Genomic DNA, 23,763 nt, shown 5'->3' with positions numbered 1-23,763 from the left:
AACTGGAAAAACCTATAGCATCAGAATATATCTTACATGTTGAACTTTAAATTCAATATATAAGATATATTCATTACCATACGTTTTTCCAGTTATATATTAAGGACAATGATGTCCAAAGTGTACGTTAATTAATAATTTTCAATTAATCTTTTAATTGATTTGCAATTTCTCTATTAAAATCATCTAAGTCATCAGGTGTACGACTCGTAACTATATTTTTATCTACAACTACTGATTCGTCTACTACTTGCGCGCCTGCATTAGATAAATCTTTCTGGACATTTAACACTGCAGTTAAAGTACGTCCTTTTAAATCATCAGTATCTATTAAAATTTGAGGTCCATGGCAAATTGCAAATGTTGGAACATCATTTTTTGTGAAATACTTAGCAAATGTACCATATCTGCCTTCTGAGTCACCACGTAGATGATCTGGAGAAAACCCACCCGGAATTAATAATCCATCGTAATCTTCTGGCTTAGCATCTGCAATACTAACTTCTACTGTAGCTTTTGCACCATGTTTACCAACAACTTCACTATTCGCTGTATCGCCAATAATTACTGTTTCATGTCCCGCTTCTTCTATTGCTTCTTGTGGACTAGTTAATTCAACATCTTCGAATTCATTTGTTAATATGATTGCTACTTTTTTAGCCATGTATAATCACCTTTCCTATTTGTGTTCTACATTATATATAGACAAAATCAAGAAAAGTTAAACATACAACAACTGAATCTAGCTTATGGTCAATCTGCACTTATTCAGATGTTTTTGATACAGTTTTGACTTTTTCTTCTAATTGATCTAATAAACCAATCCACTCATCAATATCTTCCACTTTTACTTCGTTTGGATTAACTTGGTCTATATCGTCAATAAACTTTTCTAATCTTTCTTTTATTTGATCAATTGTTTGATTTTCATTCATTTTCAATGAGACTCCTTTTTATAAGATATTATTATCCTAACATGGAATTAACAACTTTTGGTAGTATCAGAATAATATTATAATGAAATACTAAAACTAGTGTCTCAGAGTGTCAATAAAGTTTACGACTTTTGTTGGTAGTTTTTTAGTGCACGCTTTCCGAAAGCACAACCTAATACTGTAATCTTCAGCTAGTGCTTTATTAACTAGTCAGGAGTCTGCCAAAATCACTGCCATTTTCAAAATAATACCTTTAAAATGAAGAAAGGTACATATCGACTTTTATTAATCCCATATGTACCTTCAACTTGTTTAACCTAATTGTTGTACGCTTGATAAGAACTCAATTGTACTTTTACTTTCTTCTCTACGTTCTTTTCTTCTTTTAACTCGAGCAGGTGCCGTATCATAGAACCACTTTTCTGTCTCTGATTCTGGGTAAACTTGAGGTACTTCTATTGGCTTACCATCTTCACCGATTGCTACAAATGTTAAAAAACTTAGCGCTGCTAAATGTCTTTCATTTTTAAGTACATCTTCTATAATAATTTGAACGCAGACTTCCATTGAAGATTTTCCAGCGTATGAGACCATAGCTTCATAAGAAACGACAGCACCTGTTTTAATTGGTTTTAAAAAGTCTACCGAATCCGTTGAAGCTGTTACCACTTGTGAATTACTATGTTTCGTTGCTGTTATAGCAGAAATTTCATCAATATTTGCCATCAACATACCGCCAAACATTGTCTTTAGATGATTTGTTTCTTGTGGGAAAACTTGTCTCTCTTTAATACTTCGTGCTTCAGACATCGATTTACGTTTTGGTTTTTCCATAATTTAATCAATTCCTTTTCTTTTATCAGACAAAAAGTGTGTGCTCTGAATATAGCAAACTATTTCAGAACAATTTCACAAATTTCTCCTTAACAACGCTCTATTTTGCCCAATTACCATTTTCGAAGACAAGTTCTTTTTTATCCTCTTGAGTAATGCCATAAATTGTTAAATCTTTACTACCAATCATAAAGTCAACATGAATAAGTGAATCATTTAATCCTTGAGCTAACTTTTCATCTGTAGTCATTTCTGTACCACCCTCTACATTAAAACCGTAAGCTGAGCCTAATGCAATGTGACAAGATGCATTTTCATCGAACAATGTATTATAAAAGATAGTATTACGGTTAGAAATTGGTGAATCATCAGGCACTAGTGCTACTTCCCCTAATCGCTTAGCGCCTTCGTCTGTATTTAATAAATCACGTAAGACCGCTTCACCCTTCTCAGCTTTAAAATCAATTACTTCGCCATCTTTAAAAGTTAATGTAAAACCATCTATAATATTACCGTTATGGCTTAATGGTAATTTATTTGTTACATAGCCATTTACTTTTAATCTATGAGGTGCAGTAAACACTTCTTCAGTTGGAATATTAGCTACAAAGGCTTGACCTCCACTCGCATAACTTGTGGCATCTTCCCATATATGACCTTTTGGTAAACCAATTTCTAAATCAGTACCTTCAGAAATATAGCGAAGTGCTTTATAATTTTTACTTTGCAATTTATCTGCATGTTTACTTAGATTAGCAACATGGGCCTTCCAATTAGCCACTGGATCATTACCGTCTACGCGAACGATATCTAATACTTCATCAATGAATGTGTTGTAAGCATCTTCTTCAGATAGTTCTGGATAGACACGACTTGCCCAAGCTTTTGATGGATAGGCTGCCACACACCATGGAAATTGGTTTTTCTGACTTGCTTCCATATACCTTTTATATGCAGTAGCATACTGTCTTTGGAAAGTTGCTAATTTATCACGGTCAATGCCATTTAATAAATCAGGGTCTTGTGTTATAAGTGCTAAGTTTGCAGCACCTCTATCTACATAATCCATGCGTTTAGCTACTTCATAATCTTTCACTTCATTACTTTCAAAATGTTCTACTGTTTCATATTCAAATTTCAAACGAGAAAGTCGATCATCACTATAGTCAACTTTAACATCAGAAGCGCCTCGTTTATATGCAGCTTCTACTATGTAATGTGTTAATTCAATAGCATCAACACTTGAGCGAATAAATACTGGTTGACCTTCTTGTACATTCATTCCTACACCAACTAAAAGTTCGGCGTATTGTTTTAATTTTTCTTGTAATTGAGTCATATTTATACACTCCTTTTATTTGCGTATTTGCCCAAGTGCATCTGCAATTGCAGCTGCTTCACTTGGTGTAAATGACGCTTTTGATGTTACATATTCGTGAATTTCACTTATTTCTTGTTTATCTGCTTCTTCATATTTATCTGGATCAATCAAGCTTTGATTTACAAGATTTAAACGTTCTCTTATTTCTAATATCATTTGTTCATTATTATTTGTCACTTCGCTCACCCCTTTTATCAACTTATTTTATCAAATTTACGTTTCTTGTAAAACTTTTATAATAATAATGCTTTAGAAATGATTAAAAAAGCTTTAAAATGGGAATTAGCACTATATACTTTGGAGGTAGTCACATGATTTCAGTAGCATTCGTTTGTTTAGGCAATATTTGTCGCTCGCCAATGGCAGAAGCTATTATGCGACAAAGATTACTAGACCGAAAGATAACAGATTTAAACGTAACCTCTAGGGGTACAGGTGAATGGAACTTAGGTCAACCACCTCATGAGGGTACGCAAGATATTCTCATTAAAAATGATATACCGTTTGATAGCATGATCAGCGAACTATTTAAAGCTGATGATGACTTTGATTATATCATTGCAATGGATCAAAGTAATGTAGAGAATATTAAACAAATTAATTCAAACATTAAAGGACAGTTGTATAAGCTGTTGGACTTTAGTGATGTGGATGAGACTGACGTACCTGATCCTTATTATACAAATAATTTCGAAGGCGTTTATAAAATGGTACAATCATCTTGTGATAACTTAATTGATTTTATAGTTAAAGATGCAAATCTAAGAGAGGGGTAAAACATCATGCAAAATAAATTAATTCCGGGAATTCTATTAGGTGCCATAATCGGAGGCGCAGCAACATTAGCAGACAAATCAACACGCCAATCATTAAAACAATCAATCAAAGATAGAAAAGAAGGCAATCGTTCTCAAAAGCCTTCAGCTATCAACAACGTAAAAGACGAAGTATTATATTGGAAAGATGTGGTAGAAGAAATTCGCCGTAATAATCCAGAATTAGAACGTTCTTTAAAAGACGCGAAAAATACATTCGTTGAGCGTAAAAACAATCGCTTAAACAATTAATTTGTTTGTAGTATTGTATTTTTGACACCACATGTTTAAATAATTTAATTAAGGCAATACCTAATATTACATGTTTAGGTATTGTCTTTTGTATATAACTTGTAATGTGCGATATTTTAAAAACTAATAATCAATTTTAAAAAAAGAATATCAACAGTTATTTACCTTCTTTAACTTTTAAAGTATATTAAACAATATACTAAAAACATTAATACATAAGGAGATTTGATATGTCTAAAAAAGAGAAAACAACTTCAAAGTTTCTAAACTCAACTAAAAAGAATGAAGAGAAAGCGTCTAAGAAAACAAAAGATGAACAAATCGAGCGTGATCGTACGTATATCACACCTAATGAATTCAAATCAAAATCACCTAAGAAAGACAATCAAGAATTCTTTGTATCACGTATTAATAAACCAGCAAAATATACGAAAAATCCTAATTTTTTCTCTTATCTCATTTATAGAATCGGTAAAGATGATGCATCTGGTTTATCTGCCCAATTATCTTATTACTTCATGTTGTCACTATTTCCTATGCTCCTATTCTTATTATCAATAGTACCTGTAGTAGGTGTTCAACGGTCAACGATAAGAGATATGATTAAAGAGCACGTCCCACCAGATTATGCAGGACAAGTATCATCAATCATTGGTGATATTATGGGTAACGCTAGTGGTAGTATATTATCTGTAGGTTTGATTTTAGCACTTTGGTCTGCTTCAAACGGTATGACTGCAATTATGAACTCATTCAACGTCGCATATGACGTTGAAGATAGTAGAAACTTTGTTGTTTCTAAACTATTCAGTGTGTTATTCACACTTGCTATGATAATAGTCTTACCTATTGCACTGATATTACCGACCTTTGGTGAACAAATCGGTTCACTCTTATTTGGCCCACTTGGCTTAGGTGATCAAATCAAATGGATTTTTAATTTAGTGCGTGTTGTATTACCATTAATCATTATTTTTATAGCATTTATGGTTTTATATACGTTAGCGCCGAATGTTAAGATTAAAATGAAATCAGTAATACCAGGTGCAATATTCGCTACGATTGTATTTTTAGGTGGTTCATTCTTATTTGGTATTTACATTTCAAACTTTGCTAACTATTCTAAAACATACGGTAGTATCGCTGGTATCATTATTTTAATGCTATGGTTATACATCACAGGCTTTATTATTATTATCGGTGCTGAAATCAATGCGATTATCCACCAACGTAAAGTAGTCACGGGTAAAACCCCAGAGGAACATACAATGGCTGAGATTGAAGAAAACGAATCAACGCATGCTACTGACTCTGATTCCAATCATAATACTTCAGACTCAAACAACAAAAAAGTATAATTTAATATAAACTCAACTAAATAAATGTAATGTCTATTTTTAAAAGAAATAGCTGATATGTGTTTAAATCATGACACATATCAGCTATTTTTGATTTATAATTTAAATCTATCTTATTAAATGCTCTATAAGACGTAAAAAGGCTAAAACCGAAACGTAAATGGATCTAATCTACGTTTCGGTTTTAACCTTTTGGAAATACTTAAAATATAATTTATTACTGTATTAAATTATGCTGGAAAGCATAAATAACTGCTTGCGTTCTATCTTGTACTTCTAATTTACTTAAAATATTACTTACATGCGTTTTTACTGTTTTAATCGTTATGTGTGACGCACTCGCAATTTCTTGGTTTGAGTAACCTTTTGCGATAAGTAATAGAATTTCCATTTCTCGTTCCGTTAACATTTCATATAATTCGGCACGTTGTTTCATTCTATTCCTCATCTTCACAAGCACTTCAGCTTCAAACACAGATTCATTTTTATATGTTTTACGAATAGCCTCGGCTATATCGCTAGCACTAGTCGTTTTCAAAATATAGCTGTCTACGCCAGAATCTAAAGCGCGGTATACTTCATTGTCTTCAATGTAACTTGTTAACATCACAACTTTAATATGAGGTAAGTCTTTTTTAATTTGCTCAGTAGCATCGACACCATCCATATCGTCCATAAGCAAGTCCATTAAGATTAAATCTGGATTTAGTTGATGAGCCTTTTCAATCGCGTCTTTTCCTGACTCACCTTCCCCTACAATATCAATATCTGGTTGTGTAGATAAGTAACTAGAAATTCCAATTCGAACCATTTCATGATCATCAACAAATAAAACTTTAATCGTCATGTGAATCCTCCTTATTTAATGGTGCCTTTACTTCAATTCTAGTACCTGAATCTGGTAAAGAAACAATATGGAACGTAGCACCAATTTCAAGCGCACGTTCTCGCATGTTTTTCAAACCATAACTTTGTTCTACCTTATCATCAACATTGAATCCTTTACCATTGTCTTGAATGCGTAATAATAAGTAATCTGCCATATTAAACAATTCTATTGTTACTTTGGTACCTTTTGAATGTCTCAAAGTATTAGATAAGGCTTCTTGTGTAATTCTGAACAAATGATCTTCAATACCTTTAGGCACTTCAAATTCTTCAATATCATGTACAACTTTCATAGGTACTTTTTTCTTTAAATCAACGACTAAATCCTTAATACCTTCACCTAATGATTTGTCTTTTAATCCAATAGGTCTTAAATGTAATAGTAAGGCTCTCATCTCTAACTGAGAATCTTGTACCATTTTTTCTAATAATGGGATTTGTTGATCTAAAGGTGCCTCCAAGCGTGTTTCTTTAATAGCTGAAAGCATCATACTCGCTGCAAATAATTGCTGACTTACTGAATCATGTAACTCACGTGCAAGTCTTTGTCGTTCATCTTCTATAATCTTTTTAACTTTCACATCATTTATATTATATGATTCATTTGTTAGATTTTGTGTTTTCATACGTAATTTGTGTACTTCTTGATTTAACGGAACTAATGTTTGATATAATTCAATCGTTTCATTATATAATTCAATATTTTGGTCATTGATACCTACTGTTTGACCTTCAATAGAACGTTCAATTTGGTCTTGTAACCAGTGATTTTGTTGATTTGTTTTATATGCTAATACCGATCCTACAATAATACAAAGAAAAATAACTAATAAGTTTAAAAATAATAAAACTGGAATTCCAAAAATTTGTGTATAAAACATACCTTGAAAATACACTATGTTTACAAATACTTTATCGATAAAAAATAGAGCAAAAAATGTACTATAAACTAATATCAACATGGATCCTATTGCTCTTATGTAGTGATTCATTTATAAATCACCTCAATATCGCCAATTAGCGTCGAAACATAAATGTTTACAGCATAGTTTTCTTCTTTCGTTTCTTCCACGATTTTAATATTATTATTTTCAACTTTATAAGAGGATTCATTAACGTAAGCATTCCCGTACAAGGCAGTAAAGTTTAAAATAATATTATAATTTAAAGGTACAATAATTTGAACTTTTCCTATAATATGTCGTATCACTACAGTATTGTTTTCTTTAATATTAGCAGCTTTAGACATATCGATATGAATATCACCTATGCCATGTTGCACTTGTAAGTCTTCCCATTTGTATACATATACTGGTGTGCGTTGCTCACCAAACCATTTTTGTTTAATGAAGTTTGGAGACTCAACTTCTTCATCAGTAGCGACTACTTTTAATGGTTTAAATCTATAAATAATATATCTTATGATTAACATTATTAAAAAGATAAACAAAATGATAATTGTATATTTATTTGATAATAAAGTGAATGCAATCAGCAAAGCACCAATCCAAAATGATAAGAGACCTCGTATTTTATGGAAATACAAATAACCTACATAGACTAGAATACAGCCAAGTAATAATACGAGTAGGAAACCTATTTTTTCAAAGAATATATAGTAGAAATTGGCAATAATCAATATTGTTGTAAAAACAATTAACATCTCAGTCGATATATATTTATGAGTCATGTTTCGCCACCTTTCTTCAAGCGACTAAACTAATGCGTTCGATTAAATCACACTCAGTTTCAATATTAGCTCTCTCTGTTGCTTGTTGTGATAAATCTGCTTCAATACGAGCGTAGTCTGCTTCCATTTCATTTAATTCATACTTTATATGCTCAATATCTTTATGCTCTATTACTTCGGCACAATCAATGTACTCTTTATCCAATATATCAATATATTTATTTTCTAATGATAATGTCAGTCTATCAATTAAACTGCCTACATTGCCTTTTCTTTCAATTAAGTATTTAATATACATTTCAACACTTCTCAATTTTTTATCAAGAAATCTTTGGTACTCCACTATACTTATGCGAAATGTGTGTTTTGTCATTTTTTCTAAATAAGACGTAATATAATTCATAGAATCACCTCATGATCGATTAGACTCTATTATAAAAAATATCCGGAACCATTGGTATAGGCTCCGGAACCATCTTATATTAGGACTTTAGACCGAAACGCTATCTAATCTATTTTAGTAGTTAACACTGGTCCATCTTTGGTAACGATAACAGTATGCTCAATTTGAGCAACAAAACTTTTATCTTTTGTTTCAAACGCCCATTCATTTTTTCCTTCTGTCACAAATGTTGCTTTTGAAGAAATAAACGGTTCAACTGCAATCACTGTGCCCTCTTTAAGTAAAGTTTTATCTTTAGGGTCGTAATAGTTCATCACATGACTTGGTGCTTCATGAAGTGATTGTCCAACGCCGTGACCTGTTAAGTTTTTAATAACTGTTAAATCATTTTTTCGTGCAGTAGCATGTACTGCCTTACCAATTTGACTTAACTTTCCACCTACTTTAACTCTTGTCATAGCCGCATCAAATGCTTCTAACGCTACGTCACAGACTTTTTGTTTCAATGGGTTGTCCGATTCACCAACAACAAATGAAATGCCTGTATCGGCGTAATAGCCGTTCTTCAAAGCTGAAACATCGATATTAACTAAATCACCTTCAAGTATTTTACGTTTGCCTGGAATGCCATGTGCTACTTCTTCATTAACACTAATACACGTTTGTCCAGGAAATTTTTCATCATGGATTGGAGCAGAAAGTGCACCATTTTTTTCAAATAACTCTTTTGCAATATCATCTAACTCTTTTGTCGTGATACCTGGCTTTGTTTCTGCTTGCATAGTATCTCTAGTTAATGCACAAATATAACCAATTTCTTTTAAAGCTGTTAATTCTTCTTCTGTTTTTACGATCATATTATCCCGTTCCTTTTTGTAAATTATATTTCTTCTTATTATAGCAGACTTTTTTTGATATAATAAATTAGAATATTTGAACACATATAGTTTAACATTTTGAATATATGAATAACATGGCTACTTTTGTAATTCGTGTTAATTCTCTTCTTATACATAACATGACTAGGAGTTTTTTTATGAGCAACAATTGGTATAAAGGACTTATAGGTGCACGAACGATTAAAACTGGGTTAGCTACTTTTTTAACTGCGTTTTTTTGTTTAGCATTAGATTTAAATCCTATTTTCGCAATTTTAACTGCTATTGTCACAATTGAACCCACTGCAAAGGCATCATTAAAAAAAGGATATCGTAGACTTCCTGCTACGGTAATTGGCGCGCTCTTTGCAGTTGTTTTTACATTTTTTTTTGGCGATGAATCTGCTTTTGCATATGCTTTCAGTGCTACATTTACAATAATATTTTGTACTAAGTTAAAACTACAAGCTGGGACAACTGTTGCAACATTAACAGCAATGGCTATGATACCTGGTATACACGATGCCTATTTCTTCAATTTTTTCTCAAGACTATTAACTGCAATGATTGGTCTGGTCACTGCTGGTTTAGTCAACTTCGTTGTATTTCCACCCAAATATTATGATCAACTTGAATCTTCAATAAATAATGTAGAGTCTAAAATGTACGGGCTCTTTCATCACCGTATGCGTCAATTACTGTTAGGCAAATTTACTAAAGGTGCGCCTTACCAACAATTAAATGTATTGTTAGATTTAAATCAAAAGGTTGAAACCTTGCTTTCTTATCAAAAGGATGAGCTGAGTTATCACAAGCATCACGATTCAGAATGGATACGTTTAAAATCATTAACCACACGTACACATACAAATAGGTTATTCATCACGCATTTATCAAACTTAGTCTATTTACCTAAAGGCACGCATTTCCAATTTACGAATGAAGAAAAAATCGCTATCTTAAGTATTGCTCAAAGCATTAATGACATTTACACTACTGGATCTTTTGAGCGACAACAACAATCTGCTTCATTATTGAAATCTTCTGTCAAAGGGTTAGACGAATTTGATGACAACCAATTAAAAAGTCACCTTATTTATGAAATTCTATTAATCTATCGTATATTAGACCATCGTTTTGCTTAACACATTGTGTATATAAGTCTTTCGCATTGAAATTCAAAAGATTTTCAAAAATAAAAAAGTGGCTGTCAGATTTCCAATAGGTTTTCTAACAGTCACTTTACTTTATTAAGCTTAAATCTATTTTTGTGTTACACGATTAACGATTACTTGTTTGGCAGCCTCTTCTTCAGTATTATTTAACTGCTTGGGCGTAAATGGTATACCTTTACGTTCACATGCTTTTTCTAGTAAGTAATCAGTAATTTCATGGTTCTTAGGTAAAATAGGCCCATGTAAATAAGTTCCCAATAGGTTTTTATAATGTATACCTTCTTTAGCATCTTCATCATTATTACCATAACCATGTGTGACATTACCTAATGTGCCATACTGATGATACGTACGACCACCATGATTTTCAAAACCAACGATTGTACCGAACGTGTCGCTCTCGATTACTATATCCCCAGTTAGACGATCTTTCTGTGATTCAGTATAAAAATCTAAAATATTAAGTCCTTCAAGTTCGGTACCATTAGGTGTAATATATTTACTTCCTAAAAATTGATAACCACCACAAATTGTCAAACCAGGCATACCCTCTTCAATGACTTCTTTTAATGTTGCTTTGATTTTGCTTAATTCTTTAGTAGCTAATGCTTGTTCCCTATCACTACCGCCACCGATAAAGAAAATATCACATTGTTCAAAAGTAACGCCCTCTGTTTCATTTATATCTACAACATTCAATTTAATATAACGCAATTTTGCACGTTGTTTCAGCGCGATAATATTCCCAATATCACTGTATAAATTTAATTTATCAGGCATGAAATGATAAACAGTCAATTCATTCATCTAGCTTTGTCCTCCTCAAAAGAGTGATTTAATTGTTCTAACATAGGTGCTAGAGAAGTATAGTTAGGAATAGCTACTGTAAAGCTATCCCTATAGTCCATCGTTTTTGCTGTCGCTTTATATATGTCTCTTTCTAAAATGATTGGTGCTTCTACACCTGCTAATTTTAATCTTAACTGCAATTCTTCTGCACGTTGCCCTGTAACAATAATTGCTTCGATTTGTTGTTTTGCTAATTTTTCAAAATCAGCATCATAAATCCACGAAGTATCTCTACCATCAGCTGCATTATCATTCAATCCTAAAACATAGACTTTACTACCTTCTAGTTGTTCTCCTATAGAAAGGCTCGCATTCATCCCAGCAGGATTTTTAGCAAGGTTAATCATTGCTTCTTTACTGTCTTTTTTAAAGTACTGCATACGCCCGTTATTCGACGTATATGTTTCAAATCCACGTGCTATACCTTCATCATTGAGTCCTAATTCTTTTAGTACTGTATACGCTGCAATCGCATTATAAGCATTAAAATCTCCTGCGATTTTCATATTGAATGTAGCTGTATCTACATTTAAATTAATGAATGGATTTAAATTAAATTCAGACACTTCGTATTTAGTGTCCTCGCGTTTAAATCCACATTCACAATGATAATGCCCAATTTGATTATACTGAATATAATCATAATGTAATAAACGACCGCAGTTTGGACAATAGCGGCTCTCGTTCATTGTACTTTGTTCAAATTCATGTGCATGTGCTTTCATCCCATAATATACAACTGTATCACTAGCTATCTTCAATCTACTGACAAATGGATCATCTGCATTTAACAATAATTTAATCCCTTTATTATTAATCGCATCTGCAATATTATTTACCATAATATCTATTTCCCCAAAACGGTCCATCTGATCACGGAAGAAATTAGTAACCACCATCATTGTTGGTGTTACTTCATTGAGTACTCTTGGAATTGAGCCTTCATCAATTTCAATGACTGCAATTTTTGTACTTTGTTTAATTTGTAAAATAAATGCTGAAGTAATACCTGCAGCCATATTTGCGCCTTCATTATTATGTATGATATCAATATCATTTACTTTTAATGTATGGCCAATTAAATTTGAAGTGGTCGTTTTCCCATTTGTACCACTTATAAAGACAATTTCATCAACTTGTGATGCTAATTTTCTTAAAATATTTTTATCCACTTTTCTAGCAACTTGACCTGGCAAGTCTGTGCCCTTTTTCCCAGCAGCTTTACTTGCTTGCTTAGCCAATTTTGCTAAGTGGGTTGCAGTCCAATGTCTCATGTACTTCCTCCTTCACTCTTCACTCAAATATTATAACATGATTAAGTTGTATTCCAAACAATTCTCAATTGAAATAATCATGTCTTTTTTCTAGATTATAATTATTATTATTTACTAATGAGAATAGATTTGCTATACTGAAAAAAACATACATGGAGGCTATTACTTATGTTAAACAAAGAATTGTTAAATGCATTAAATGAACAAATGAACCATGAATATTTTGCAGCACATGCGTATATGGCAATGGCCGCTTTTTGTGACAAAGAATCATATGAAGGCTTTGCGAATTTCTATGTTCAACAAGCGAAAGAAGAAAGATTCCATGGCAAAAAAATATATGATTATATCAATGACCGTGGAGAACATGCTTTATTTGCATCGATTCCTGCACCGAAATCAGATTTTTCAAGTATTCTGGAAACGTTTCAAGATGGCTTAGCGCAAGAACAAGATGTTACACGTAGATTTTATAATTTATCAGATTTAGCTAATCAAGCGAAAGATTATGCCACTATTTCATTCTTAAATTGGTTCTTAGACGAACAAGTAGAAGAAGAGGCAATGTTCGATACACACCTTGATTATCTAAAACGTATCGGTGATGACAGCAATACACTTTATCTATACGAGAAAGAATTAGCTGCACGTTCATTTGACGAAGAGTAATCTTCATATTAAACTTAAGTTTATTGTCTCAATAAAAACTCATCCCAATTTAAATCTGGGATGAGTTTTTATGTTTAATATGCGCTTGTAATTCAGCTTATTAAAGTCTGATTAACTTGACTCTAAGCACATATTTATATAAAGTCATATCATATTCACACATGAGAAAGGAATCTTGCTTAATGAATTCTGATGCATTTATTGCCCTTGATTTTGAAACTGCTAATGGCAAACGTACAAGTATATGTTCAATTGGTATGGTTAAAGTTGTTGATCATCAAATCACTGAATCCTTTTACACATTAGTTAACCCAAACGATTACTTTTCACAACAAAATATTGCTGTACATGGTATACAACCAGATGAAGTCTATGATGCTCCAACATTTAAGAAAGTATACCCTTTTATGATGCAATTCATTGACGACTTACCAGTTGTCGCGCATAATGCTGCTTTTGATATGAGTGTCCTACATGAAAGTATTAAAGCTATAGGCAGTGATACGCCAAATATAAAATACTTCTGTTCATTACAACTATCTAGAAGAACGATAGAGAATCAGCGATACGGCTTGAATTATATGATGCAATATTATAATTTAGATTTTCATGGTCACCATGATGCGCTAAATGATGCGAAAGCTTGTGCAATGATTACATTTCGCCTTTTAAAACACTATGATGATTTAAATAGTATGCTTAATATTTATGGCAAAGATTTAAAGGATAAAAATTAAAGAAGTTAGCTTCAAATTTGAGCTAACTTTTTAAATATAATCATAAATTGTCATATTTTCATAAGATGCTTTTTCTAAATTACCTACCGTTACACCTACTAGTCTAATGGGGATATCTGGATTTTTTAATTCTGTATATAAAGTATAAGCTATATTATAAATATCCGTTTCATCTCTGACAGGATCTCTTAAACTTCGCTGTTTCGATAATGATTCAAATTTGTAAGTCTTTATTTTGACTGTAACTGTCTTACCGGATTTTTGTAACTTAGCTAAACGTTCAGCTGTTTTATGACTCAGTTCCCATATTTTTTGTAATATTTGATCATCATCATTCATATCCGTCGCAAAAGTACGCTCTGTACCAACTGATTTCCTTATTCTTGTTGATTTAACAGGATTATAATCTATACCCCTCGCTTTATTATACAACCCATGTCCTCGTTTACCAAAAAGTCTTATTAATTCTCTTTCTCTTTGTTCGTATAAATCTTTACCATTGTATATTGCGTTATCATGCATTTTCTGTTTGGAGGCTTTACCTACGCCAGGAAAATCGCCTATATCTAATCCCATTAATATATCGTGTACATTACGATAATCAATTACTGTTAACCCATTCGGCTTATTCATTCCGCTCGCTAATTTAGCTAAAAATTTATTATAAGATACCCCAGCAGAAGAAGTCAGTTGCGTAGCTTCAAAAATATCTTTACGTATATATTGAGCTACACTTGATGCAGGTAAATCTGCTCTAACTAAATGTGTAATGTCTAAATAAGCTTCATCTAATGACAAGGGTTCTACAACATCCGTATAACTCTTAAATATCTTCATAATCTTTTCTGAAGCTGTTTTATACGCTTCGAATCTTGGCGTAACATAAAAGCCATTTGGGCATAACTTATGTGCTTGTGCAGTGGGCATTGCAGAATGTACACCATATTTTCTAGCTTCGTATGAGGCTGTTGAAACTACGCCTCTGCCACTTGCTTTCCCACCTACAATCACAGGTTTCCCTTTTAACTTTGGATTATCTCTCATTTCTACTTGCGCAAAAAAATAGTCCATATCAATATGGATAATACGTCTTTCTGACAATGCACTCACCTCCTTCATCATCTGCATACAATGATTAATATTAGTTTAATCTTACCTTTTAAAATATGTATTTTCTTGAAATTTGCTCAAGTAACACGAAAAAGAGCCAGTTATCTCTTACCAGAACAAACGACTGCTGAACGCAATAATCAACATCTCTCTGTAAGTAAACAACTAACTCAGTTTAAAATTTACAAATTCAATTATTTCACTTATATTTATTTCACTTCAGTATGAGCCTTTATCTGTGCCACCGGACTCTCTGAATAAAATATAATACCTTCTTCTGTATCTTCAATATATTGCACTTTATTATTAAGTGCGCCTGTTAAGAAATACATGTCCATTACACAATATCCAATATGCAGACTCGCTATAAATATCATAGATGAATATGCAAAAAATGAGAATAATATAATCAACACAGTTGTAATAACGACTAAGGGAGCTAACATGATAGTGATGTATTGCCATTTTTTAAAATATACATTTGGCATATGGGTAGTAATTAAACCTTGGCGGATTTGGAAAGTAGGTTTATTACCTTTTGACAACAAGCGGAACATTATATTATGAATAAATTCATGTAAGAAATAAACAACTGCAAATCCTAATATACCGTATACTAAATTGAATATAATATTTTGTTCTATAATGTGTGTAAGTGAATAAGCAAATTTATAAGACAATAATATACTCACCATCACTATTGTAAATTGAAAAAGTATAAATCCTTCTAACATTCTCTTGCTAGAGAACAAATCAATCTTGAACATGTGTCAACCCTCCGTGTCATCGTCATCGTTATTACCTAGACTATACAACGATTGTAACCACTAATGATGGGCTTTTCAAGTAAGTTAGTTGCTTGTAATTGAATTTTAACAAACTTACTTATTTTGCAATATTTTGCAATAATTAGTAAACAACTTATTAATTAAATTCATACAAATCTTATATTCATGTTAAGTCACCTAAATATAAAACATTATAATTTAGCGTCTTTCAAACTGTGCCACTGTTTCAACATGTGTGGTATGTGGAAACATATCTACTGGCGTAATTTGTGTTAATTTATATTGTTGTGCTAATTGTTGCGCATCACGTTGTTGCGTTGATGGGTTGCAAGAAATATAGACAATCTTTCTTGGGTTCAATTCTAAAAGTGTTTCCAAGAAAGTTTCGTCACAGCCCTTTCGAGGTGGATCAACCATTACTACATCTGGTTCAATGCCTTGTGCTTTCCATTTTAGAACAACCTCTTCAGCTTTACCACAGACAAAAGTAGTATTTTCGAACTGGTTTAAGGTCGCATTTTGCTTTGCATCTGCAATCGCTTCTGGGACGATCTCAACGCCATAGACATGGTGCGCTTTTGGCGCCATGTATAATCCAATTGTACCTATACCACAATAAGTATCTAATATAGTTTCTTCACCTTTAATTTCTGCATATTCAATTGCACGTTGATATAATTTTTCAGTTTGAATAGAATTAATTTGATAAAAAGATTGATCACTGATTTTGAATGTTACATCTGAAAGTGTATCTTGAATTTCATCTTTACCATATAGCGTATGTGACGTTTCACCCATAATGACATTCGAATGTGTATCATTCACGTTATGTTTTACGCTCACTATTTCTGGAAATGCTGCTACTAATTTTTCTACAAGCACATCACTTTGTTTGAACTTCTTCCCATTTGTAACAAATACAACCATCAGTTGTCTAGAATGGTGCCCTGTTCTAATTACGACATGACGCATAAGACCTTGTTTTTTACGCTCATTATATATACTGATATTTAATTCATTGAACCATAATTTGAGTTGATTCAGCACATCTTGATGCATATTGTCTTGTATTAAACATTCATCCATATCTATAATGTCATGACTTCTTTGACGATAGAATCCTGTAATCACTTTGTTTTCATTGTTTTTACCAACAGGAACCTGAGATTTATTACGATAAAACCAAGGATTATCCATACCAATTGTATCGTGGATAGTTGTGTCCTTAAAATCTGCTTTACGGTGGAACAAATTGACAACTTGCTCTTTTTTCATATTCAATTGTGCTTGGTAAGTCATATGTTGTAGCTGGCAGCCACCACATTTATGGTAATACACGCATGGTGGTTCTACACGTTCTTCACTCTCTTTTTTAATTTCGAGAAGCTTACCTATTGCAAAATTTTTCTTAACTTTTATCACTTTGAATTCTATCGTTTCATTAATTAACGCATTTGGTACAAATATAGGATAGCGATTTAATTTAACAACACCATGTCCTTCATGTGTTAAATCTATAACTTTACCTTCTATGACCTCATTTTTTTGAATTGTATCCATGACTTCACCCCATACTAAAAGAGATTAGGATATTTGATGTCTTTACCTAACCTCTCAATTTATTCTGTATCTTTAATTTTTTCGACTATTTATTTTAACTTGAAATAGTTAAGTTCTTCAAGTTAAATTTGTAATATTATACGAAGCCTACTTTTATTGTTCAACTATTTCATCATTATTAATATCACTTGGCGTAAATACTTCGATATGTTGTTTTAAATTCAAGAAATTACCTGGTAATTTTCCACCATATTCACCGTCTACATTTAATTGCATATCTACAAATGATGATACGCTAATGGATTTGGCTTTCTTATAATGTATCTTAGGATGCTTTGTATGTTCTCCTCTAGAAGCCAGCGTCATTATATGTCCTAATTCAGCAAGGTTTGCTTTTTCAACGATAATCAATGTAAAATAACCATCATCTAATTTAGCATCTGGCACTAATTTTTCAAAACCAGCCATAGAATTCGTTAACCCTAACAAGAACAACAGCGCTTCGCCTTGAAAAACTTCGTTGTCATATTCTACACGAATATCCACAGCTTTCATTTGTGGTAACATTTCAAAACCTTTTATATAATAGGCAAACGGTCCAACAATGGATTTTAATTTACTTGGTGTCTCATAAGAAACCTGTGTTAATTGACCACCGGCAGCTAAATTTATGAAATAACGACTATTCATCTTGCCAATATCAACACGTGTTGTATGGCCTTCTATAATCACATCAATTGCACTCATAATGTCATTTGGTAATTGTAGCGCACGTCCAAAATCATTTACTGTCCCCATAGGTATAATGCCTATATTAGGTCTATTCGGCTGCTCTGCAATACCATTTATGACTTCATTAAGTGTACCATCACCACCGGCAGCAATTAATACATCATAGTTTTGTTCTAAGCTGCGTTCTGCTTCAGAAGTTGCATCTCCAACTTTTTCAGTTGCATACGCACTTGTCTCAAACCCTGCTTTTTCTAATTTAATTAAAACATCTGGCAAGGTACGTTTAAACAATTCTTTTCCAGATGTTGGATTATAAATGATTCTAGCTCGTTTTCTCATATTTTATCCCTCGACTTCTTATACTCAATGTCTATATTATATGATTTAGATAAATGATAAAAGCATTTAGGCCAAATTTTACAGAATATATATAACATCGTATAAATAGTAAAAAAACCTGTAGACAAAAACGTTCTACAGGTTCTGCTATATCTATTGTTGTAACGCGTTATCTAATCATCACATTACACTAAAATCCAACACATTTTTAATTATCTTTTATCTAATTCTTGTTTTAACAATTGATTTACTAATTGAGGATTGGCTTGACCTTTTGAAGCTTTCATAATTTGACCAACTAAGAAGCCCATTGCTTTGCCTTTACCATTTTTGTAATCTTCAACTGATTGTGCATTATTATCTAACGCTTCATTTACAAATTTTAAAAGTGTAGCTTCGTCAGAAATTTGAACTAGACCTTTATCTTCCATAATTTGTTTGGCATCCCCACCATTTTCAGCGAGTTCTGGGAATACTTTTTTAGCGATTTTACTGCTCATTGTGCCATCTTCAATTAACTTAATCATTCCAGCTAAGTTTTCAGGCGTTAATTTTGTATCTAATAAATCAATTTGGTTTTTATTAAGATACTCATTCACGCCGCCCATTAACCAGTTAGAAGTTAATTTAGCATCTGCACCTTCAGCAATAGTACTTTCAAAGAAATCAGACATCTCTTTAGTAAGTGTTAATACATGCGCATCATAAGCAGGTAAGCCGAAATTGTTCACATATTTTTCTTTTCTTTCATCTGGTAATTCTGGGATTGTTTGACGCACACGCTCTTTCCAAGCTTCATCCACATATAAAGGTACAATGTCTGGTTCTGGGAAGTAACGGTAGTCATCAGAGCCTTCTTTAACACGCATTAAAATTGTTTTACCAGTTGATTCATCATATCTACGCGTTTCTTGTAGGATTTCTCCACCATTTAATAGTTCTTCTTCTTGACGTTTTTCTTCATATTCAAGACCTTTACGTACAAAACTAAATGAGTTTAAGTTTTTTAACTCTGCCTTCGTACCAAACTCTTCTTGACCATATGGACGTAATGAGATGTTAGCATCACAACGTAGTGACCCTTCCTCCATCTTACAATCAGAAACGCCAGTATATTGAATAATAGAACGTAGTTTTTCTAAGTATGCATATGCTTCTTCTGGTGAACGAATGTCTGGTTCAGAAACAATTTCAATTAATGGTGTACCTTGTCTGTTTAAGTCTACTAAAGAGTAACCATCTTTATGCGTTGATTTACCAGCATCTTCTTCCATGTGAAGACGTGTAATACCGATACGTTTTGTCTTACCATCAACTTCAATATCAATATAACCATTTTCACCAATAGGTTGATCAAACTGTGAAATTTGATATGCCTTTGGATTATCTGGATAAAAATAGTTTTTACGGTCAAATTTAGATTCTGTTGCAATATCCATATTGATTGCCATTGAAGCTCTCATAGCCCAATCAACAGCGCGTCTATTCACAACTGGTAACACACCAGGATATGCAAGATCAATTACGCTTGTGTTTGAGTTAGGTTTTGCTCCAAAATGTGCTGGTGATGCAGAGAACATTTTAGATTCTGTCTTTAACTCAACATGGACTTCTAGTCCAATAACTGTTTCAAAATGCATGATTTCCACTCCTTATAATTTTTCGTATTCATTATGAAAATTAAATTTTGTTTCATATTGGTAAGCGACACGATATAACGTCTTCTCATCAAATGGTTTTCCAATAAATTGTAAACCAATTGGACGTCCGTTTGATTTACCACAAGGAACAGAAATACCTGGTAACCCAGCTAAGTTTACTGGTGTTGTTAATAAATCATTCGCATACATTGTAAGTGGATCATCAATTTCTTCACCTATATTAAACGCTGGTGTTGGTGTCGTTGGTCCTACAATAACATCATAGTTTTCAAATATGCGGTCAAAATCATTTTTAATCAATGTTCTTACTTTTTGTGATTTTTTATAAAATGCATCATAATAACCAGAACTCAATGCAAAAGTACCTAAGAAGATACGACGTTTCACTTCGTCACCAAAACCTTCACTTCTAGACATTTTGTATAATTCTTCCAATGAGTTAGCTTCAGGTGAATGGTAACCATATCTAATACCATCAAAACGAGATAAGTTTGATGAAGCTTCTGATGAAGCAATAACGTAATAAGAAGGGATACCGTATTTAGTGTTTGGTAATGATACTTCTTCAACTGTTGCACCTAATTCTTTTAGTGTTTCAACAGCTTGTTTAACAGATGCTTTTACGTCTTCTGATACACCTTCACCAAGGTATTCTGTTGGTAACGCAACTTTAAGACCTTGGATATCTTTACCGATATCAGCAGTGAAATCTGACTCTTCAACTGGTGCACTTGTAGAGTCATTTTCATCCAAACCAGTAACTGTTTCTAATACCAAGGCATTATCTTTAACGTTACGTGTAAGTGGTCCGATTTGGTCTAATGATGATGCAAACGCAACTAATCCAAATCGTGATACACGACCATATGTAGGTTTCATACCTACGATGCCACAGTAAGCTGCTGGTTGACGAATTGAACCACCAGTATCAGTACCTAAACTGAAAGGAACTAATCCTGCTGCTACAGCTGCTGCTGAGCCACCTGATGATCCTCCAGGTACTGCAGTATGATCAAATGGGTTTACAGTCTTTTTAAAGTACGAAGTTTCAGTTGAACCACCCATAGCGAATTCATCTAAGTTTAGTTTACCGATAAGTACTGCTTGTTCATTTCGTAATTTATTCATTACTGTTGACTCATAAATAGGCACAAATCCTTCTAACATTTTACTTGCACAAGTTGTTTCAACACCTTCAGTAATAATGTTGTCTTTAATACCCATAGGAATACCAAAAAGTTTACCTTCCATTTGGTCTTTAGCTTGTAATTCATCTAGTTCTTGCGCTTGTTTAACCGCATTTTCTTTATCTAATGCAAGAAATGATTTGATTGTTGGATCAGTTTCTTCAATTGCATCATAAATATCATTCACAATTTGCGAAGGCTTAATTTCTTTGTTTTTTATTAAATTGATCAAATTTTCCACAGATTCATAACGGATGGTCATCTTAAGCGTCCTCCTCATTCATGATAGATGGGACTTTAAATTGTCCATCTTCCGTCTCTTTAGCATTTTTTAATGCAAGCTCTTGAGGAATACCCTCGTCTGCTTTGTCTTCACGTAATACATTTTGTAAATCTAATACGTGATATGTTGGTTCTACTTCACTTGTATCTGCTGTATCTATTTGATTAGCAAAATTTAAAATACTTTCTAATGTTTCTTGCATTTCTGCAGTTGCATCTTCAGTAATCTCAAGTCTAGCTAAATTTGCTATATGCTCTACTTCTTCACGTGTAACTTTAGCCATTAAATAAAAGCCTCCTTTTTACTCATTCATTACAAAATTGTACCAAAATTCCGCCCAAAAATCTAAGCTTTTCGATAATAACAGTAAATTATAGTGATTTATTTTTATACTTTTCAAAAAACCATATGTTTTCACAACCCTTTTATAGCTAGGTTTTCAAGATATAGGTAATTATTCATCGTTTTTACAAGTGTGATAATCTATTATTTACACAAAGATAGTATATGCGCCAAAACTATTGTGAAAATTCAACAATTAATATCTATTGAGTTAAGTCACAAACCCACTTAATATTCATCTCTACGCTATTATGAATCACTTGTATAACCAATCATATTTAAAAAAACAGAAGCCTGCATTTTCAAAATCGAAATATTTTAAAATAAAAAAGAGCAGGACAGAAACCAAATTTTAAATTTGATTTCATTTTCCCACCCTCACAATGTTGACTAAATATTAGTTATTGTTTTTATAAATATGAACTCGCGGTTCTTTATCTTCTTTTGTTTTACTGATTAGCGCTTTAGGGTTATTACCGTCTTTAATGTGAATTTCATACTCGTCTATATCATCGAAATATTTTCTTGCTTGTTCAGTGACATATTGCGTAATACCTATGGTTTCAGCTTTACCATAATAATCAATTGGTACATCTACAGATAATTGCTTAGCTTCCTTATTATCGAATTTAACAGTACCGACTGCTTGAGTGAAATTATTAAAATATGTTTGGAGATTATCATTAAACTGTTTGAAATCAGAGTTTAAACTTTCATCTAATTCTGCAGCCTCTCCAGATGGTAATAAAGCAGTTTTCTGTTGAATATCTTTCCATTCATTAATACGTGTTTTATCACCTTCAACTGTTGTTCCAGCGATAAACTCACCTGGTATAATCGAGTTTTCTCCAGACTGTTTATAAACAGCAAAATGAATTGGAATATCTTTCAATTCTTTATTTTCGCGTAATCTAGTAAGTATTTCTTCAGACATTTTCTTACCTTGTTTTTTAATTTCTTTGTCATCCAATTTCTTACTATAGGTCTCCCCATCTTTTTCTTTTTGGTAATAATATGTACTGTTCATCGCTAAACCGATTGTCATACCTTTAATTTTTTTACCTTTTGTATCTCCACTATTATAAAAATCTTGTTCTAAAATATTAGAAAGATATGCTGGTGAATTTTCTGCAATTTTCTTAGGATTCGTCTCACTATTATGAGATGGATTTAATCCTAAATTCTCATTTGCTTTTTTCTCTTTACGTTCATCTTCATCCATATCATCGATTTCACCTTTAGTATATTTAGGTCCTAAATATGCGTTAATCATACCTTTATCTAGATATTGGCCATCTTGATACAAATAATCTTCAGTTGGAAATACTTCTTTACTTAAATCTAAAAGACCATTCTCGAAATCTTCACCATTATAACTATTTGCCATATTTTCTTGTAATACACCGCGTGCTTTACTTTCTTTAAATGGTAATATTGTTCTGTAATTATCACCTGCTACATTTTTATCCGTTGCAATCTCTTTTACAGAACCAGATTCTTGCTGCTGCTGTTGTTCATTTCCATTAGATTGTTCTTTGCTTTTCTCATCATCATTGCCACATGCTGATAATAAAAAAACTGCTGAGATGAATAGTATAACCTTTCGTTTCATGCATTATCTCC

Annotated in this window: 26 protein-coding genes; 6 read left to right on the top strand and 20 right to left on the bottom strand. The window is 32.5% G+C overall.

Translation table 11 applies throughout. The features are described from left to right. Nucleotides 1–145 precede the first annotated feature (145 nt). The 5 genes from ACA31_RS09545 to ACA31_RS09530 form a co-directional block, all read right to left on the bottom strand. Complete coding sequence (locus ACA31_RS09545) at nucleotides 146–664, bottom strand: type 1 glutamine amidotransferase domain-containing protein (protein WP_057513103.1); 519 nt, start codon at nucleotides 662–664, stop codon at nucleotides 146–148. A gap of 100 nt (nucleotides 665–764) precedes the next feature. Further along, nucleotides 765–935, bottom strand: a complete 171-nt coding sequence (locus tag ACA31_RS13305) for an SE1561 family protein (protein ID WP_156393451.1) — start codon at nucleotides 933–935, stop codon at nucleotides 765–767. A gap of 312 nt (nucleotides 936–1,247) precedes the next feature. Continuing rightward, complete coding sequence (locus ACA31_RS09540) at nucleotides 1,248–1,769, bottom strand: acyl-CoA thioesterase (RefSeq protein WP_057513102.1); 522 nt, start codon at nucleotides 1,767–1,769, stop codon at nucleotides 1,248–1,250. Nucleotides 1,770–1,869: 100 nt separating this feature from the next. Continuing rightward, complete coding sequence (locus tag ACA31_RS09535) at nucleotides 1,870–3,108, bottom strand: aminopeptidase (RefSeq protein ID WP_057513101.1); 1,239 nt, start codon at nucleotides 3,106–3,108, stop codon at nucleotides 1,870–1,872. Nucleotides 3,109–3,123: 15 nt separating this feature from the next. Further along, complete coding sequence (locus tag ACA31_RS09530; RefSeq protein WP_057513100.1) at nucleotides 3,124–3,327, bottom strand: DUF1128 family protein; 204 nt, start codon at nucleotides 3,325–3,327, stop codon at nucleotides 3,124–3,126. A 134-nt stretch (nucleotides 3,328–3,461) separates the two neighbouring features. On the opposite strand from ACA31_RS09530, the gene ACA31_RS09525 reads away from it, so the two are divergent. From ACA31_RS09525 to ACA31_RS09515, 3 genes are all read left to right on the top strand, one after another. Further along, on the top strand, nucleotides 3,462–3,926 hold the full coding sequence (locus ACA31_RS09525; RefSeq protein ID WP_057513099.1) for a low molecular weight protein-tyrosine-phosphatase: 465 nt from the start codon (nucleotides 3,462–3,464) through the stop codon (nucleotides 3,924–3,926). 6 nt (nucleotides 3,927–3,932) lie between these two features. Further along, nucleotides 3,933–4,217: a hypothetical protein gene (locus ACA31_RS09520; RefSeq protein WP_057513098.1), complete on the top strand. Its 285-nt coding sequence runs from the start codon at nucleotides 3,933–3,935 to the stop codon at nucleotides 4,215–4,217. Between the two features lie 230 nt (nucleotides 4,218–4,447). Then, complete coding sequence (locus tag ACA31_RS09515) at nucleotides 4,448–5,575, top strand: YihY/virulence factor BrkB family protein (protein ID WP_057513097.1); 1,128 nt, start codon at nucleotides 4,448–4,450, stop codon at nucleotides 5,573–5,575. A 217-nt stretch (nucleotides 5,576–5,792) separates the two neighbouring features. Here the strand turns inward: ACA31_RS09515 and vraR are convergent, their stop codons facing one another. The 5 genes from vraR to map all read right to left on the bottom strand — a co-directional run bounded on the left by vraR (nucleotide 5,793) and on the right by map (nucleotide 9,413). Then, nucleotides 5,793–6,422 carry a response regulator transcription factor VraR gene (gene vraR, locus ACA31_RS09510; RefSeq protein WP_057513096.1) on the bottom strand — a complete coding sequence of 210 codons (630 nt, stop codon included), beginning with the start codon at nucleotides 6,420–6,422 and terminating at the stop codon, nucleotides 5,793–5,795. Continuing rightward, nucleotides 6,412–7,455, bottom strand: coding sequence for a sensor histidine kinase VraS (gene vraS, locus ACA31_RS09505; protein WP_057513095.1), 1,044 nt, complete (start codon nucleotides 7,453–7,455; stop codon nucleotides 6,412–6,414). The genes vraR and vraS overlap by 11 nt, the downstream gene beginning before the upstream one ends. Beyond that, a complete protein-coding gene (gene vraT, locus ACA31_RS09500) occupies nucleotides 7,452–8,153 on the bottom strand; it encodes a cell wall-active antibiotics response protein VraT (RefSeq protein WP_057513094.1) in 702 nt (233 codons plus the stop codon). The genes vraS and vraT overlap by 4 nt, the downstream gene beginning before the upstream one ends. Before the next feature lie 16 nt (nucleotides 8,154–8,169). Then, nucleotides 8,170–8,556: a hypothetical protein gene (locus ACA31_RS09495; RefSeq protein ID WP_057513093.1), complete on the bottom strand. Its 387-nt coding sequence runs from the start codon at nucleotides 8,554–8,556 to the stop codon at nucleotides 8,170–8,172. 104 nt (nucleotides 8,557–8,660) lie between these two features. Continuing rightward, nucleotides 8,661–9,413 (bottom strand): type I methionyl aminopeptidase, encoded by a 753-nt coding sequence (map, locus tag ACA31_RS09490; protein WP_057513092.1) that lies wholly within the window; start codon nucleotides 9,411–9,413, stop codon nucleotides 8,661–8,663. A 179-nt stretch (nucleotides 9,414–9,592) separates the two neighbouring features. On the opposite strand from map, the gene ACA31_RS09485 reads away from it, so the two are divergent. Continuing rightward, on the top strand, nucleotides 9,593–10,579 hold the full coding sequence (locus ACA31_RS09485; protein WP_057513091.1) for an FUSC family protein: 987 nt from the start codon (nucleotides 9,593–9,595) through the stop codon (nucleotides 10,577–10,579). A gap of 117 nt (nucleotides 10,580–10,696) precedes the next feature. On the opposite strand, the gene ACA31_RS09480 is transcribed toward ACA31_RS09485, so the two are convergent. Both ACA31_RS09480 and ACA31_RS09475 read right to left on the bottom strand, forming a co-directional pair. Beyond that, nucleotides 10,697–11,416 carry a type 1 glutamine amidotransferase gene (locus ACA31_RS09480; protein ID WP_057513090.1) on the bottom strand — a complete coding sequence of 240 codons (720 nt, stop codon included), beginning with the start codon at nucleotides 11,414–11,416 and terminating at the stop codon, nucleotides 10,697–10,699. Further along, a complete protein-coding gene (locus ACA31_RS09475; protein WP_057513089.1) occupies nucleotides 11,413–12,732 on the bottom strand; it encodes a Mur ligase family protein in 1,320 nt (439 codons plus the stop codon). The genes ACA31_RS09480 and ACA31_RS09475 overlap by 4 nt, the downstream gene beginning before the upstream one ends. 168 nt (nucleotides 12,733–12,900) lie before the next feature. On the opposite strand from ACA31_RS09475, the gene ftnA reads away from it, so the two are divergent. Together ftnA and ACA31_RS09465 are read left to right on the top strand one after the other, a co-directional pair. Further along, nucleotides 12,901–13,401 (top strand): H-type ferritin FtnA, encoded by a 501-nt coding sequence (gene ftnA, locus ACA31_RS09470; protein ID WP_057513088.1) that lies wholly within the window; start codon nucleotides 12,901–12,903, stop codon nucleotides 13,399–13,401. A gap of 182 nt (nucleotides 13,402–13,583) precedes the next feature. Further along, on the top strand, nucleotides 13,584–14,138 hold the full coding sequence (locus ACA31_RS09465) for a 3'-5' exonuclease (protein WP_057513087.1): 555 nt from the start codon (nucleotides 13,584–13,586) through the stop codon (nucleotides 14,136–14,138). A gap of 30 nt (nucleotides 14,139–14,168) precedes the next feature. On the opposite strand, the gene dinB is transcribed toward ACA31_RS09465, so the two are convergent. From dinB to ACA31_RS09425, 8 genes are all read right to left on the bottom strand, one after another. Next, nucleotides 14,169–15,239 (bottom strand): DNA polymerase IV, encoded by a 1,071-nt coding sequence (dinB, locus tag ACA31_RS09460; protein WP_057513086.1) that lies wholly within the window; start codon nucleotides 15,237–15,239, stop codon nucleotides 14,169–14,171. A gap of 218 nt (nucleotides 15,240–15,457) precedes the next feature. Further along, entirely contained in the window at nucleotides 15,458–16,015 is a 558-nt protein-coding gene (locus ACA31_RS09455; RefSeq protein ID WP_057513085.1) for a DUF3267 domain-containing protein, read from the bottom strand. 219 nt (nucleotides 16,016–16,234) lie between these two features. Continuing rightward, nucleotides 16,235–17,596: a 23S rRNA (uracil(1939)-C(5))-methyltransferase RlmD gene (gene rlmD / locus ACA31_RS09450; protein ID WP_057513084.1), complete on the bottom strand. Its 1,362-nt coding sequence runs from the start codon at nucleotides 17,594–17,596 to the stop codon at nucleotides 16,235–16,237. 153 nt (nucleotides 17,597–17,749) lie between these two features. Beyond that, the gene (locus ACA31_RS09445) at nucleotides 17,750–18,667 is read right to left on the bottom strand and encodes a diacylglycerol kinase (protein WP_057513083.1); all 918 of its coding nucleotides are present in this window, start codon (nucleotides 18,665–18,667) and stop codon (nucleotides 17,750–17,752) included. A 212-nt stretch (nucleotides 18,668–18,879) separates the two neighbouring features. Further along, nucleotides 18,880–20,307, bottom strand: coding sequence for an Asp-tRNA(Asn)/Glu-tRNA(Gln) amidotransferase subunit GatB (gene gatB / locus ACA31_RS09440; RefSeq protein WP_057513082.1), 1,428 nt, complete (start codon nucleotides 20,305–20,307; stop codon nucleotides 18,880–18,882). A 12-nt stretch (nucleotides 20,308–20,319) separates the two neighbouring features. After that, complete coding sequence (gene gatA / locus ACA31_RS09435; RefSeq protein WP_057513081.1) at nucleotides 20,320–21,777, bottom strand: Asp-tRNA(Asn)/Glu-tRNA(Gln) amidotransferase subunit GatA; 1,458 nt, start codon at nucleotides 21,775–21,777, stop codon at nucleotides 20,320–20,322. Nucleotide 21,778: 1 nt separating this feature from the next. Next, a complete protein-coding gene (gene gatC, locus ACA31_RS09430) occupies nucleotides 21,779–22,081 on the bottom strand; it encodes an Asp-tRNA(Asn)/Glu-tRNA(Gln) amidotransferase subunit GatC (RefSeq protein ID WP_057513080.1) in 303 nt (100 codons plus the stop codon). A 456-nt stretch (nucleotides 22,082–22,537) separates the two neighbouring features. After that, on the bottom strand, nucleotides 22,538–23,752 hold the full coding sequence (locus tag ACA31_RS09425; protein WP_057513079.1) for a CamS family sex pheromone protein: 1,215 nt from the start codon (nucleotides 23,750–23,752) through the stop codon (nucleotides 22,538–22,540). Between the last annotated feature and the right edge of the window lie 11 nt (nucleotides 23,753–23,763).

This window comes from Staphylococcus sp. NAM3COL9 (assembly GCF_001431205.1).
Taxonomy (GTDB): Bacteria; Bacillota; Bacilli; order Staphylococcales; family Staphylococcaceae; genus Staphylococcus.
The sequence above is the reverse complement of the archived record's forward strand: the minus strand, read 5'-3'. Positions and strand labels throughout refer to the sequence as shown.